12 protein-coding genes and 2 pseudogenes are annotated in these 14,254 nt (G+C 38.6%); 6 read left to right on the forward strand and 8 right to left on the reverse strand.

The window, feature by feature from the left end:
* Positions 1 to 14 precede the first annotated feature (14 nt).
* A pseudogene (locus F7734_RS15965) lies at positions 15 to 914 on the forward strand (RNA-guided endonuclease TnpB family protein); the annotation flags it as partial.
* A 1,649-nt stretch (positions 915 to 2,563) separates the two neighbouring features.
* A complete protein-coding gene (locus F7734_RS15970) occupies positions 2,564 to 3,310 on the forward strand; it encodes a hypothetical protein (protein ID WP_155745630.1) in 747 nt (248 codons plus the stop codon).
* On the opposite strand, the gene F7734_RS15975 is transcribed toward F7734_RS15970, so the two are convergent.
* Positions 3,284 to 3,508, reverse strand: coding sequence for a hypothetical protein (locus F7734_RS15975; RefSeq protein ID WP_155745631.1), 225 nt, complete (start codon positions 3,506 to 3,508; stop codon positions 3,284 to 3,286). The genes F7734_RS15970 and F7734_RS15975 overlap by 27 nt on opposite strands.
* A gap of 437 nt (positions 3,509 to 3,945) precedes the next feature.
* On the opposite strand from F7734_RS15975, the gene F7734_RS15980 reads away from it, so the two are divergent.
* The 4 genes and pseudogenes from F7734_RS15980 to F7734_RS15995 all read left to right on the forward strand — a co-directional run.
* The gene (locus F7734_RS15980) at positions 3,946 to 4,398 is read left to right on the forward strand and encodes a winged helix-turn-helix domain-containing protein (protein WP_155745632.1); all 453 of its coding nucleotides are present in this window, start codon (positions 3,946 to 3,948) and stop codon (positions 4,396 to 4,398) included.
* A 641-nt stretch (positions 4,399 to 5,039) separates the two neighbouring features.
* Complete coding sequence (locus F7734_RS15985; protein WP_166481939.1) at positions 5,040 to 5,312, forward strand: hypothetical protein; 273 nt, start codon at positions 5,040 to 5,042, stop codon at positions 5,310 to 5,312.
* A gap of 142 nt (positions 5,313 to 5,454) precedes the next feature.
* The gene (locus F7734_RS15990; RefSeq protein ID WP_155745634.1) at positions 5,455 to 6,480 is read left to right on the forward strand and encodes a phosphotransferase; all 1,026 of its coding nucleotides are present in this window, start codon (positions 5,455 to 5,457) and stop codon (positions 6,478 to 6,480) included.
* Between the two features lie 216 nt (positions 6,481 to 6,696).
* A pseudogene (locus tag F7734_RS15995) lies at positions 6,697 to 6,858 on the forward strand (ester cyclase); the annotation flags it as partial.
* A gap of 101 nt (positions 6,859 to 6,959) precedes the next feature.
* Here F7734_RS15995 and F7734_RS16000 read toward each other — a convergent pair.
* The 7 genes from F7734_RS16000 to F7734_RS16025 form a co-directional block, all read right to left on the reverse strand.
* The gene (locus F7734_RS16000) at positions 6,960 to 7,655 is read right to left on the reverse strand and encodes an acyltransferase (protein ID WP_155745636.1); all 696 of its coding nucleotides are present in this window, start codon (positions 7,653 to 7,655) and stop codon (positions 6,960 to 6,962) included.
* Between the two features lie 687 nt (positions 7,656 to 8,342).
* Positions 8,343 to 8,471 carry a hypothetical protein gene (locus tag F7734_RS65320; RefSeq protein ID WP_279239726.1) on the reverse strand — a complete coding sequence of 43 codons (129 nt, stop codon included), beginning with the start codon at positions 8,469 to 8,471 and terminating at the stop codon, positions 8,343 to 8,345.
* A gap of 225 nt (positions 8,472 to 8,696) precedes the next feature.
* Positions 8,697 to 9,317, reverse strand: a complete 621-nt coding sequence (locus tag F7734_RS16005; RefSeq protein WP_155745637.1) for a hypothetical protein — start codon at positions 9,315 to 9,317, stop codon at positions 8,697 to 8,699.
* A 119-nt stretch (positions 9,318 to 9,436) separates the two neighbouring features.
* The gene (locus F7734_RS16010; RefSeq protein WP_155745638.1) at positions 9,437 to 11,122 is read right to left on the reverse strand and encodes a TrbI/VirB10 family protein; all 1,686 of its coding nucleotides are present in this window, start codon (positions 11,120 to 11,122) and stop codon (positions 9,437 to 9,439) included.
* Positions 11,123 to 11,150: 28 nt separating this feature from the next.
* Positions 11,151 to 11,837 (reverse strand): hypothetical protein, encoded by a 687-nt coding sequence (locus tag F7734_RS16015; RefSeq protein ID WP_155745639.1) that lies wholly within the window; start codon positions 11,835 to 11,837, stop codon positions 11,151 to 11,153.
* A 159-nt stretch (positions 11,838 to 11,996) separates the two neighbouring features.
* Positions 11,997 to 12,830: a hypothetical protein gene (locus F7734_RS16020; protein WP_155745640.1), complete on the reverse strand. Its 834-nt coding sequence runs from the start codon at positions 12,828 to 12,830 to the stop codon at positions 11,997 to 11,999.
* Positions 12,831 to 12,973: 143 nt separating this feature from the next.
* Positions 12,974 to 14,023, reverse strand: a complete 1,050-nt coding sequence (locus F7734_RS16025) for a hypothetical protein (RefSeq protein ID WP_155745641.1) — start codon at positions 14,021 to 14,023, stop codon at positions 12,974 to 12,976.
* Positions 14,024 to 14,254 lie beyond the last annotated feature (231 nt).

A 14,254-nucleotide genomic window follows, 5' to 3' on the forward strand; every position in this document is an offset into this window, starting at 1 on the left:
AGAAAGGGGTTCCGCAGTTTAAGAAAAAAGGGCAGCATGATAGTTTCACGTTAGAAGGAACTGTTAAAACACTTGGAAGCCGTAGTATTCAAGTTCCTAAAATAGGGGTATTGAAAACATACGAATGCTTACCAACTCATTGTCCTAGAAAAAAGAAAAAGTCTCCTCATAAAGTTCCACCAAATAGTTTCCAACCAAAATCAGTGACAATTAGTCGTGAAGCTGATAAATGGTTTATTTCATTCAGGTTTGAGGCAAGTAAGCCAGATCTGAAATTAGAAGACACTTGGTTTTTCTCTGAACACTCAGTAGTAGGTGTCGATCTAGGTGTTTCTAATTTGGCAACTCTATCCACTGGCGAGATTGTTGAAGGAGCTAAATCTTACAAAAGATTTAAAGACAAGCTAGCTAGACTTCAATGGTTAAATCGACAGAAAGTGATAGGTTCAGCTAATTGGAAGAAAGCTCAATTACAAATTGCTAGATTACATAGAAAGATAGCGAACATCCGAAAAGATACATTACATAAGTTAACCATACTATTAGCTAAGAACCACAGCGTAATAGTTATTGAGGATTTAAACGTCAAAGGTATGATGGCAAATCATAAACTAGCCGCAAGCATTCAAGATATGGGATTCTTTGAATTCAGGAGACAGCTAACTTATAAATGTGATTTGTTTGGCTCAAAGCTTGTAATTGTTGATAGGTGGTTTCCTAGTTCTAAAACTTGTTCCAATTGCGGAACAGTTAAGAAAGAACTTTCATTGAAAGAAAGAACTTTTAATTGTGAGTGTGGTCTCAGCATTAACCGAGACCTGAACGCTGCCATTAACCTGAGCCACTGCGTTGCCGGGGTTCCCCCGGTTGAAGCACGTGGCGTCAAGAATTATTCGTCCATCACCGTTAGTTAGACGGAGTGAGCCTGTGGACTGGAGGGTGCCGACATCACCAGAGTGAAGCAGGAATCAAGCATCAAAGTTCAGCTAGATTAATGACGACAATGTCTAGCTTTGGGTAACTTTGGGTAAGTCTTAATGTAACGGCTGTCGAATACTTGATTTTGACATATCTTTTGATTGCAGTATGTCTCCTTTTCCTATAAATTATGTCATGTTCACTTGCATACCCTGAATAAAGCTCACGCAAAGACGAGGCAGCGCGTTGCTCTGGTTCCCAGAGTTGAAGCGCCTGCCGTCGCAAAGGCGCTAAGGAACTAAGCAACTTTACTATGGTCATGTTACCGGACATGATATTAGAGAGTTTCCAATTTTGTTCTTGACAAATAAATTAGTACGTATATATACGGTAGCTGATTATAGGGTAGTGTTTGTATCTTTGCTTAGTGTGAATTAGCTAACTGCTATCGTTGGAAAAAAAGCTAATAGCTTTCTTTTGAAGTAAGCTATGAAAGTTTTTTCTTTTGGCTAACTAATACTACAGCAATCCTAAATAGGTCGTGAACATACTTATCCATACATAGATACTTTGTCAAAGGAGAAGACTTGATGATTAACAGCAAAATCAAACAAAAATTTAACCGCATTAAAAGACTTACATAACATATAAATAGGGCTTGCTGTAATATCTATTATCAATAATCCCTAAAATATCATTTCTGGTGATAGTTCTAAAATACTACTCATTAGTCAGTTTGTTAGTACCTATGAACTTGTGACAGCTAGGGTGCGGAATGTGGGCTATAATTAAAATAATTTTCTAGTGAAATTTCTGTTAAGAATTACAAATTTTTTTAATTACTCACAAGTTCCTCAAAATTAAAGCTTAACTCTAAAGTAGAACGAGATTATTCATCGTTTTCTTATTCTTTACGTATTTAGAAAGATGAATACAACTGCACTAATAACTGAATTTGTGGTTAGTGGATTGATGCTAATTACAACGCTTTTTTTTGTGATACTTAACTTTTTTAATATACGTGACCTGAGTTTTTTTATTACAATTAAAGATTTCTCTAGTCTAATAGTTGTGCTAATTCTTTTGTTTTCTTATTTGTTTGGAGCCATAATTAATCCTCTGATCGGTGCTAAGGTATTTAAGTTTTTTGTTCAAATATTGAATATTCTCTCTAGACTTTCGGTGAAAAAATTTCAAAAATCCTGATTCTTAACAATAAATGATGAATGCGTGAAGAGTATTACTTTATTTATCAATACGGTTCACAAAATTTGTTAAGAAGAATTGAATATAAAGAAAGTTTACTAGGTTAACTAAATGGCTACGAGCAGTAATTACGCATTTTGGGAATTTCTATCAGTGTTTGGTTGATTACACACTTGAATTGGCAGATTGGCCTATACCATTAATGCTTCAATTTTGCTCTTTATAGGTTCATTAAATGCCGCAATTGCTCAGACAAATAATCTAAAGCGAACAGTACATATTGTCAATATGATTATTTGCCGTGACAGAATGACAAAAGAGTAGAGACAGTCAGGGGAGGGAATGATGAGTGTCTGGAAAGCGATCGCATTGCTTCGAGGTTTTATGTTGACGTTTAGCATCAAATCAAATAACAAAAGAGGAAAGCCCTGCACCTAGTATGAAAAGCAGTTCAGGTTTCATCAGGCTCATCGTCACAACTAGTTTGATGGGGATTTTACTATTTCTTATTTTTGGTAGTCAGATTAAGAAGCATATTGAGGAGAAACTATTCGAGTCCACATATCAATTTTTTCTAATCACTGTCATGGGTGGAGGGGTTTCTCTTGTTTATGAAGCTTATCGTCGCGAATGTGAATCACAGGAACGTCAGAAAGAAATCGAACGTGAGTCACGAGAACGTCAGAAGGAGATTCAGCGTAATCTCCGTTCTACTTTAATCGCCGCTTATCACGACCTTAAAAAAGTAAGGCGATTGCTGAGGGCACAAGCGATTAGCTTAGAACCAGGTACAGGTAAATTAGAAAGGATGATTGTATGGGAAGAATATAACAAGCAACTTGAGAAACTTATTGATGCTGAACTATCTATTGAGGAGGCAGTCCGTGTGATTGAAAGTGAACCTAAATTGTTTCAGCATTCTACTTCTGGAAATACTGAATCGGGAACTCATAAACAATTGGTAGATGAATTAATTAAAATTAAGGAATATCTGAATGAGGTTATAAGTGAGTACGAGCAATCTTACAAAACATTTGCCAATTGCTCAGTGAGTAGAAACCTCTCTGAATTACCTAAGCTTCTCAATTTTATTGGATCTAAGGATGAGGCAAAAGGAAGTAACACTATATTCTGGACACCTTTTCACACCGTGCTGGAGCTACTTAGCAAAGTGCTTCAAAATTGAATCCGATGCCGCAGCTAAAAGCGCTAATGGTTGCATCAGTAGAGCTATTAGCATTTCTACCAGTTTAGATTTTTCTAGTAGTTCTAGATTTTTACTTGCGGCTATAAGATCAGTGACTATTTGACTGATGCTTAAAGTTGCCGCGATAACTCGGATTTTTTTTATGAGCGCTTGTTGGTTGCTTGATACTTCAGTCATACATATGCACTCAAATATTGGTTTAAATAATGTCCATTATCAGTAGATCACAAACTTTTTCCCAAAGGGCGATCGCCAACAAATTAACCAGTATATTAAAGTGCTATAAGATACATAATCTATAGAGAAAACTTATCATTACTTAAACAATTTCCCGAAGTGAAATAATAAAAGTGTTGTGTATCATTTTGTTAAAATAATTGACTGTTTCATTAGAACAACTGGCTATAACAGAGACAGAAACTCTAAATGAAGTTCTTGAGTGTTTGGCAGAAAACTTCTCAATTAAGACTCAAGGTGTATGTGAGTAGAATACTTTGCTTATGTTGTTCATCAGGTAAAAACTACTTTATCTTACAGCAAGCCCTAAATAGGTCGTGAACAAGCACCAAATACGATATTGTGAGCTTAAAGGGTGATATCGAGGTGTACGACAGATGGATTTACTCACAGAATTAATCAGAACAACCAAGGAGCCAAAAGAACAATTACGTGCGCTTGCTGTACAAATGGTTGAAAATAATTATACATATCGAGAAATACAACAAATTCTTGATGTATCGCTTGGTTTTATCAGTAAATGTAAAAAATCTTACGATGAAAACGGTATAAATGGTTTGAAATTAGGATATAAAGGAACTACAGGATACCTAACCCAAGAGCAAAAAGAAAACATTTTAACCTGGTTAAAATCACGTGAGTGGTGGTCGATTGATGAAGTATATGATTATATATTAGAGACTTACGGAGTCACCTTTGAATCAAAACAAAGCTACTATCATCTTTTACACGAAGCCGGACTTTCATGGAAAAAAAGCCAACGTACTCACCCAAGTAAAGATGATGCGCTGGTTGCTAAAAAAAACAAGAAATTATGGACTTACTTGTAAAGTGGCATCATGAAATAGCTAACAAGGAAGATTCCGCTACTGTACTTAAATCCAATACCCGTGAATGAAACTGATTTGAATCCGGAAACCCTTTCCTAGTAAAGGCTACAGTTCTTAAGGCTAGACGGCAATTGCGTTGTATAGGAATGATGCGATCGCCGCAAGTGAAGATTTTAGCGAGAGACTACCATTCAAAAAAACGCCTATAACCCTTTTTCAGAGAGCGTTTGAGAGAACTGACGAAATTCATTCACGGGTATTGTACTTAAATCGGTAGCTAAACAATTTGATTTACCCTACACCTATGGCTTTAAGCTTGACTATTATGCTCAGGAAATTCTACTGGTACTTGTAGCACTAGGTCAAGGAAGAGTGCATAAACAGGGTAGAGGCTACTTCTACACTATCTATTAATTTGTTAGCTATTTAGCACCTTTTGTATCAGTCAATCATTTTTCGACTTTTAGCAACTGGCACTTTATAAGTTAAATGTGTTTTAACTTCCCAGTTGTGAAAAATGTGTTTTTCTTAAAAAGATAATTCATTTTGATTTGCAACAGCATACAATACATCTGTTTAAATTGTGTTTTGTATGCCTATTTAGCTAGAAAAAACCAAACAAGTATTTGCCAGGACAATATATGCATCTTCAAACTGTATTCATCCGCTTCTACAAATCTTTTAACTTCGATTATTTGTTACAAGTTCAGAAAGAAAATAAAAAGGAAAATATACGTTATCCTTGGGATGATATTGATGGAAAATTTTATCCATATGTTCGTATACCGATAGATCCAAAAGTTACAACAATTGTTGGTGCGAATGAATCTGGTAAGACTCATCTTTTAAGTGCAATTAGAAAAGGGATCACTGGTAAAGAGATTCAGTATGAAGATTTTTGCCGTTATTCTTAGGTTTCATTACGGTTCAGTTAGTGATGTTCATTCCTCAAAATTCCCCTTGTGCATAGCTAAAAAGGGGGGTTTTGAGGATCGAGTCTTGCAGCGTTTTTCATAAAAATTGACTAGACTATAGGTATTTGCCTCTAAAAATAAAATGAAGCCTTTTGCTGAACTTAGCTACAGTGGTCAAGTGAAGCGGCTCTTGCGCTTAGCACAGTCTGCTTTGCTCAACTACAACCTAGATAAAAGCCGCTTAGTATGTCTGGCACATGGCGAGAACACTACATTTAAAGTTGAGCTAGGTTCTGATAAATCAAGAGAAACATTAGACAAAACAGACTGTTGTTATGTGCTTCGGATTTATCGACCAGGCAAACACGATTTTGCTTCAATTCATTCTGAATTGCTCTGGTTATTGTCGCTACAACACAAAACTGATTTAGCAGTTGCACAACCTGTATCGGCGAGTGATGGTTCGCTTTTTGTGATGGCAGAGGCAGAGGGAGTACCAGAAGCACGATATTGCACTCTTTTTCGTTGGCTTCCCGGTCGATTTTTAGATGCTGGATTGAGTCCAAAAGCAATTGTGCTGATGGGCATATTCTTGGCACAGTTGCACCAATACAGCCAGCAGTTTATTGTTCCAAAAGGCTTTGTGCGACCTCGAATAGACGAGGACGGATTGTTCGGAACATTTCCTATAAGTTTGTCAATTGAGAGCAAATTGCTAGTATCACAGAGCAATCAAGCCGTGTTGGAAGCATCCGCCAAAAAAATTCGCTCTTCCATGCAAGATCTCAGGCAGCACAGAGAGTTCTTTGGTCTTATACATGGTGACCTACATTACGGAAACTGTAAGTTTTATCAAGGCAAGATACAGGTATTTGATTTTGATGATTGTGGTTGGAGTTATTATCTTTATGACTTGGCTGTGACACTTTATTACTTCCGTAACCGATCTGAGTACCCAGTTTGGCGAAAAGTTTTACTTGAAAGTTATCAACAAATATGCTCACTTCCCAAGCAAACTGAATCTTGCTTAGATGCATTGATTGCTGCACGACGCTTACATTTATTGCGTGACCTCCTTCAACGTCAAGATCATCCAAAATTAAGAGAGCTTACACCTAAATTTATAAATTCCTCTGTGGAAGAGTTGAATAAATTCTTAAATCAATGAGTTGATTTACCTCACTGTCAATTACTTACAGCACCTTTTGCCTTGCGCTTCTTCAAAATCTGAATGAACACCCAGTATCATCAACTGCTTCTTGACTGGAAATCTTAGACATAACCGATAAATACTTAACTTTACCTAATATAGCCTAGATTTTTCTTGTGCAGTACTCACCCGATCGCAGGAGAAAAGGTCGCCATTATCTGAACTGCTCGAGGTACTCACAAAGGCGAGATAAAATTGCTTAATCTCCCTCCAACATTCAAAACTGCATCTTGGGGTGGGATAACTATTTACCGCATTGTTGAAGGTAAGGTTGTTGAAGAGCAAGGACAAGATGCATTAGGTGTTTTTCAACAACTTGGTTTAATTCCTTGCTGATAATTAGTGTTGTGTCGTCTTTTTGCCCCCATTAAAAAAATAACTTGGTGATGAGCTCTTAGCCCGACTCTAAAGTCAGGGCTAAATTCCTAGTTAACTACTTAATTTCTAGATTTTACGAAATCCTTGCTAGTTCTTTGTCTGATAACCTTGGCAGGTATTCCTACAGCAACTGAGTAGGAAGGAATGTCTTTAGTGACAACTGCGCCTGCACCAATCACACTTCCCTTACCTATAGTGACTCCGTCTAAAACCGTCACCGCGTGTCCCAACCAGCAGTCATCTTCAATCGTAATTCCTTTACGAGTGATTCCCTGGGAAGAAATTTTCTGGGTAGGATCGTCAAAAATGTGATTGTTGGCAACAATTCCTGCGTGGGATGCAATGAGACAATCTTTACCAATTGTTATATTGCCGGGACCACCTATACAAACGCTAGAACCGATAAATGTACGTTCACCAATGTGGATCTGAGTATTATCTAATGCTCCAATCTCTACGCTTTTTTCCAGGATAACTCCATCTGCCAGACAAACTCTATTGTTTTGATGCGATCCTGCATGTATACGCACATCTTTAAAAAGATAAACACCATTGCCTATTTCGATATATCTAGTGCTGATAAATTCAACACCGTTGTGGATATAAACAGAGTTACCTAGTTTGCCAAAAATACTCTTGTACATTATGTTTCGTAACTTTGTTCCTAAGAGAATTGTAGGAACATCACCTAACAGAGTTGTTAGAAACATCTCTTCTAAACGCTTATATTTTGAAATAAATTGCTTGTCATTCATAGTTCTAACACCTTAGTGAAGTTGTTTTTATTACTTTGGGTAGTTGTAAACTCTTGTTGAAATTGCGTCTACCTATTGTTCTTCGCACTTATCTGTCAAAAGCTACTCTTGAAATTATAAAACTAGTAAAAACTTCAAACAGATAAAGTCTAATTCCTGAGAGGATGTTTGAGAAATTTGACAAATAACTCTTGAGATCGGTCTCAAGACTGCTCGGATAAGAATTTTTGTAGGTTGGGTAAACCCGTGGAGAAACCCAACAAACGTCTGTAAATGTTGGGTTTCGTTCCTCAACCCAACCTACGTGTTTTCGCATTTTTAGGCTTAACCAATAAGTATTGAGACTAGTCTAGTCTAAGATTCAACCTCAAGGTAAAAATCTAATTTCTCTTTGTTGCAAAGATTGATATCTTGTTAGCTCAATTTCAAAAAACAGGATTTTTGTGATTGTAGTTCAATAACTTGATGTGTTTCTATCCGAAAGTTTTGTTGTAACTGATTAACAACAAAATATAACTACAAAACGACAGTAAGTATTGAACTGTTCAATATCACAAACCAATCTTGAACTGTTTAGTTAAACAAATTACTCTTTCAACGCGATCGCATCTATTGAATTTCGGAAAATCCTATTTTCAAGATGTGAGTGTTGAAATTGCCATTGTATTTAGATACAAAAACAGCACATCACGGGGGAGTGTCACCAACTTCAGCCATCTCATTGAAGTTCACCATCGGTGCGTACAAATAAGCACTTCCCCGACTACTATAACGGCTTTCTTCTTGCCAGTTTCTAGAGTCTCGATCTGTAATCATGATGTGCAATAGTCATTTCTTAATTTAACAGAGAGAAAATCAGTACATAACTCACTATCAACCATAGCAAACAGTTTGGGCACTAAATTTAAAGTACTGATAAAATATATAAAGTTTCTATGAAATCTTAAAAGAAATTTTACTGCTTGCTGTTAGTTTTACCGATAAATTTGATTTGGCTGAGTAATAATAGCAACAATTATTTTTGAAAATTCTGTTTCTCCGTCAGCGTGAGTCATCTCTCCTTTCGATATTTGTATTCCTATAATTTTGTCTGTTATTTCCTGTGGCGCAAGACCCTGCACCAGGATAAGAGGCATCGGCGAAAACAGCTAGGGTGTTATATTCTGGCTCGCCTTCACCATAGTTCACTCGGAAGGTGTATAACTTTTTTTGTCCTTGCTTTTCAGTCACCACGGTGAGAAGTGTGGAGTTGGTGTTGGGAAGCCCAGGAATGTTAAGTTTTTGAATTCGTCTAAGGTGAATGACGCTTGCCGCTGAGTTTTCACAATCTCCTGTTTCTGAACCTTGTTGACCAGACTGCAAGCACATGGGACCATCAAAATCTAATGTGACTTTGGACGGATCGTCTAACCAAACTTTTTTAATTGTTTCTCCAGCCTGAATAAAGCTTAAGTTTGTTCCTTGCTGAAACCAAACTTTGATTTCGGGTATTGCGCCTCCTAAACCTTGAGCTTGGCAGGAAAATATGGAACGCAAAACGGCGTTGTTTGCTAACGCACTGCTGGCTAGCAATAATATTGCTGCTGAGAAAAAGAAAGGTACTAGAGGGAGGAGATAAGGATTGTATGGGGTTTGTTCTGGAATATGAGTGTTGTCGTTCATAATAACTTTTTGGGTTCTGAACCGCAGCCTGTAGCAGATGGACGCGGATTGTTTTAGGTAGGGCTGCAAGATATCCGACTTCTTTAAGAAGTCGGGTATCTGAGCAAACTTGGTAGTCATCAAAATTGCGTTGCTCGATTGACTCTAACTTCCATTTTTGTGCCTGCTGGTATCCACCAAATATTAGTTCTCTGCGCTTTTTGGGATTGTGCCTGTTGGCTGCGTCGCATTACCTCAGGAACGACAGATCTCATACCACCATCAAGAACTCCGGCTAGGAGATCTGGATCGGAGTTACTGTTAAAGCAGTACCTACTACCATAACGAAGAATAGTGGGGTTGCCGTTTGCATCATTGTCATAATATGTATCTCTCTCGCACTTTTCCTTTGGGCGATTAATTAACTCTCCTGCTTTTTGAGCACCTCCCAAGGCGAACATTAATGCATCACGCCCAATGGATGAGCCTCCTCCACCGGAATACTGGGTTGCAACTGGGGGTTTACCACCAGCGCCACTAATTATCAATGCATCTTGCGGTACGGATTTTTCTACTCGATCGCCATTGTCTTGCCAAACAACTTTATCTACATTAAGGTCTACCAACCCGCCTTCAGAAATAGAACGAATTTTAGTATGTAGTTCTGCGTTTGCTGGTATGACCTCAGAACCATCTTCGGCTTTTAATGCTTCCCTTAATTGCACTACAACTATTTGATTATTACTATTGTTCTCACGGCTTCCCCTACTCACTGCTCCATACAACCCCTTTACCAAAGTAGCCTTGGCGCTACTTCCGACCACTGTTGATTTGGTTGCTTTGGTTCTCCTTTGTGCTATTAGGCTACCTGTAGAACTTTCTGGAGTTATTCTCACAGGCGGTCTGGGAGTGACCAGAGGTTGCGGGGCTGGTATCTCGTTTGCTCTACTAGCAATTGTTGCATTATTGGCATTTTGATTATCAGGGGTAGATACTTGACCGTAGCTACCCAGTTTTGCTAATCTCGCCCACTCCTGAAGGGGATCTGGTGTTGGTGGTGGAGTAAATTCTACAGATGGCTCAAGTGGGGGCGGAACTGGTGGTAGTTGGGTGGGTAGAGGGTTAGGTGTTCTGGCTACAGCTTGCCGTACTCTAACGGGGCGATCGACTGTTACAATTCGATCTCGGTAAACAGTTCGCACGACGGGTGGTGCTGGTATCCTTTGTACTATCACCCTTGGTTGCTCTCTGGAAGAATCTCGCGCTTCCAACGGTGGATTCGGTCTAGCCGCAATTCGAGGAGTTTCTGGTTTTAAGTTTCTGAGTTGTTGTTGGGCTGCTTTGACTGCTAATGCTTGTTCGGTGAGGGCTAGTTTCGATTTCAGCGCTTCATTTTCTCTTTCTAGCTGCTCTAGGCGTGATTCTGGTTTGGGCTGCGGTGGTGCTTCCTGTATTGAACTGCGATTTTGAGTGCTGGGCTTATTGTTGGTTCCGCTCATTAACTGTGTCAAAAATGTGCCAGCAACGACAACTACAGCCAAAGTACCAGCCCCTACTACGCCCAGCTTGGCGAAGGGATTGGACGATAGGGGTTGCTTCGTTTGAAGTTCTTGTGGTTCTTGTGGTTCTTGTAGTTCAGAAAGGGATGGCTGTCTTACAGGAACTGAACCCTCGTCAGAAGAAGACGGAGATTCTTCTTCCAAGCCAACTAATCTTGCCATCCGTGCTTCTAAATCTGAAGAGTCTTCAAGTTGAAAATCCCCCGTATTATAAGGGGTATCTTCTGAACTACTGATAGATGGAGAGGGATTTTTGTATGTAGTCATTGTATTATTGATGTCAATAAGCTTTAGTTTAAGAACACTTTTGATCCGTTATCTCACATATATTGTATATTTCTAGCTTTGCTTCACCAAGGCGATGCACGGCTAAATCTATAGGAAGTGGGACTTTGGGTAGAGATGTTGCCTGTTCCTCTATTGCTTGGACTAAAATTTGTTTCCGAAAAGGAGTTGTCTCTCCTAAGGGGTCAGAACTTGTAAAAACTATGTGATTGCCAATGACCTCTACCTTCCACTTGCCATCCTCACCCTCAATCTTTGTTGGTGCTGAAATTCTTTGTACCACCAATACAGATTCTGTTCCTTTGTTGATATTTCCCGCTTGATTTTCTGGGATTAATTTATTAACTTCTGGCTCGAACCTCTGCTGTGCTTTGCCTGCTAGTAATTGAGAACTCAATTGCCAAACTGTTCTTGGCGGCTGTTTTTGCGACCAGGTCAGCATTAAGGTCATGGTTTCACCCACAAAGCGTCGGATCGTCTCTGGGTTTCGCTCTAAATTCTGTTTGGGGTCTGCTGTTATGGCACTACCATCAGCAAGTTGCACCAAACTTTGAGTTGTATTTCTACGATTCAACTGCTGCAACATCGAACCATGAAACAAGAGTACTAACAAAGCTAACAGATTTAGACCGAATGTTGCTACTGCTAACAGTGGTAATATATTGGTTTTTTTGTTTTCTTGTTTAAGTAACTGCATTTGTTATTGTTATTGGTTATTGTTATTGGTTATTGGTTATTGGTTATTGGTTATTTGTAGGATTTTTAGCGGTTTTTCATACCTTTACATAGTTCTGGTTTTTATTTTCTACTCACCATTGATAATTTAACTATTCGTTTTTTTTAAATAACTTTTGTTTTATCTAATAAAGCTTCCGGATTTTTCTATATTTTCTTGGCAAGAATTGTTTCCTGTTGAACCTCCATATCCATCTAGCAAACACAAATTCCTTATTTCGGATATCTCCATCTTTTCAGCCCGTATTGCGTAAACGGCTTTTTGTAAGTCGGTCATCAAGTCGGCTTGTGGATGTGTAAAAGTATTGACTGCTCTCACAATCACATCTTTATTAAAAGGAACTATGACTTTTTTATCTTCTTGAAAACGCTTCTTTTGGACAAGATCTGCAACTATACCAACTCGCCACAATCCTGGCTCTATTTTTTCAGGACGGGAAACTTGTTTGATAATTAACTGCCCTGACATGGCTTGGCTTGGATTGTTGGAAAAGACTTCTAGTGGGGTTAGATCTGCAATTTGTCTTAAAAAATCTGTGCGTAAATCTTCTGATAAGGCAAAACTGGCAATCCAACTGCTTGTGGTAACTTTTTTGTTGAAGCCTTGTGGTGCTTTAATAGATATTCCTTCATCTGGTATGGGTTTTGTTGCTTGTTCTACGGTTTGTACTGGTAGCGTTCCAGACCAGTTAAACAGTGATGCCATCGTATTAGTGACAAATTGCCGAATTGCTTGTGGTTCTCGTTCTAAATCTTCGGCTTCAGTAATAGCGACTGGTTTACCATCAATGAGTTGTACAAAGGTAGGAGATTTTTCCAAGCTGAGTTTGCGAATAGTCAATCCTTGAACGACAAGAAGAAATATAACGAATAAGTGCAAACCGAAGGTGAAGAAGGCAAAGGCTCCCAAAACACTCCCAGTTCGTTTTTTTCTTTTTTCTAGTAAACTTACCATTGATTCATCCCCCCGCAATCCGAACTACTTGGAGCTAGTCTTTATTATAGGTATACAATCCAACATAACGCTATACCGACTTGATGGGCGATTTTGGGAATTGCGATTTCAGCTTTGCAAGCGCTCTCCCGTACACTCACACCCTAAATCCTGTCTCTCACTAACGAAGTTGTATTGCTGATAGTGTTGAATACTGTCAATCCCCCAAGCCCAGCCAAAACTAAAGATAAAATTGGTGCTAAAATTCCCAAAAAAATGATAAACCACATTAAGTCTGGATCTGCACTTACATCTTCTGCTGGTCCGTTAATAATCACCGCTGCTGTTAACACAGCGATAATACTGAATGAAATTTTAGCAATTCCTACAGATAAAAACCCTGTCAGCCAAGCAAAAATTGGTTTTCCAGATACAGGTAGCAAAGATCCACCTACAGCTAGGGGTCCCAATACTGCTAGCAAAAGCATCGTAGATTCTATCAGATTCTGAAAAGCAAATTGTAAAGAAATTAAAAAACTTTTAATACTTGTTTGTACTGTCCCACCCACGAAAGAGTTTAGTGCAAGTTCCGATTCATTCCCTGGATTATCTAGAACTAAATTCACTTTAGTTTCTAGTCTATATATCCAAGTTTTATCTCCATACAAACTCCTATAATCCACCCAAAGAGAATCAATTTTTTTCCTAGCTTCTGTAAAGCATTGAGTTTGCTGTATGCCAGTTAGTGTCTGACAAGGACGCAAGTAAGATCCTGCAATTTCTTCTGCAATGCTCAAATTGAGAGCTTGCTGGTAAGTTTGATTGCTGTCACCTGCTTGCACGACTTGCTGATTCACATTATTAATAAAATTCCGCAACCCCAGTGTCAGATTCGACAGTATAGTTCCATTCCCAGGATTCGCTAACAGTATGACGACAATAAATGGCCAAATCAATGCTGAGAGAGGGCGTGAATATTCGTTATCTAAGACATCTCTCAGCCATTGCATCATAAAAAACAGCAAAGTTCCTACTGCAAAAAAGATACCTAAATTTGTAAGCGAACCATACAAATTGTTACTGGTATTATTTTGTAATAAATCTACCCATTGAGCGTTCCAACTATCAGCAAGACTTTGTGTAGTTGTTGCACCTCCGCTGAGAATATCATTAACAATAATTTGTGCGAAAACATTCAAACTATCCAGCCACATTTTTGTTCTCCATATCTCACTTTCGTTCCTCCCGTTCCTCTCCTTCCTCTCGTTCCCAGGCTCTGCCTGGGAATGCCTTAAGCGAGGCTCTGCCTCGCATTAACCATAGTTTTCTAACTATGATAATCAAGGCGGCTTATACCCAAGAATCTTTCCCGACTTAGTCTAGCAACAAGTATAAACTCTTGAGGCAGAGCCTCGCGGGTAGCATTCCCAGGTAGAACCTGGGAA

It is taken from the genome of Scytonema sp. UIC 10036 (assembly GCF_009725235.1).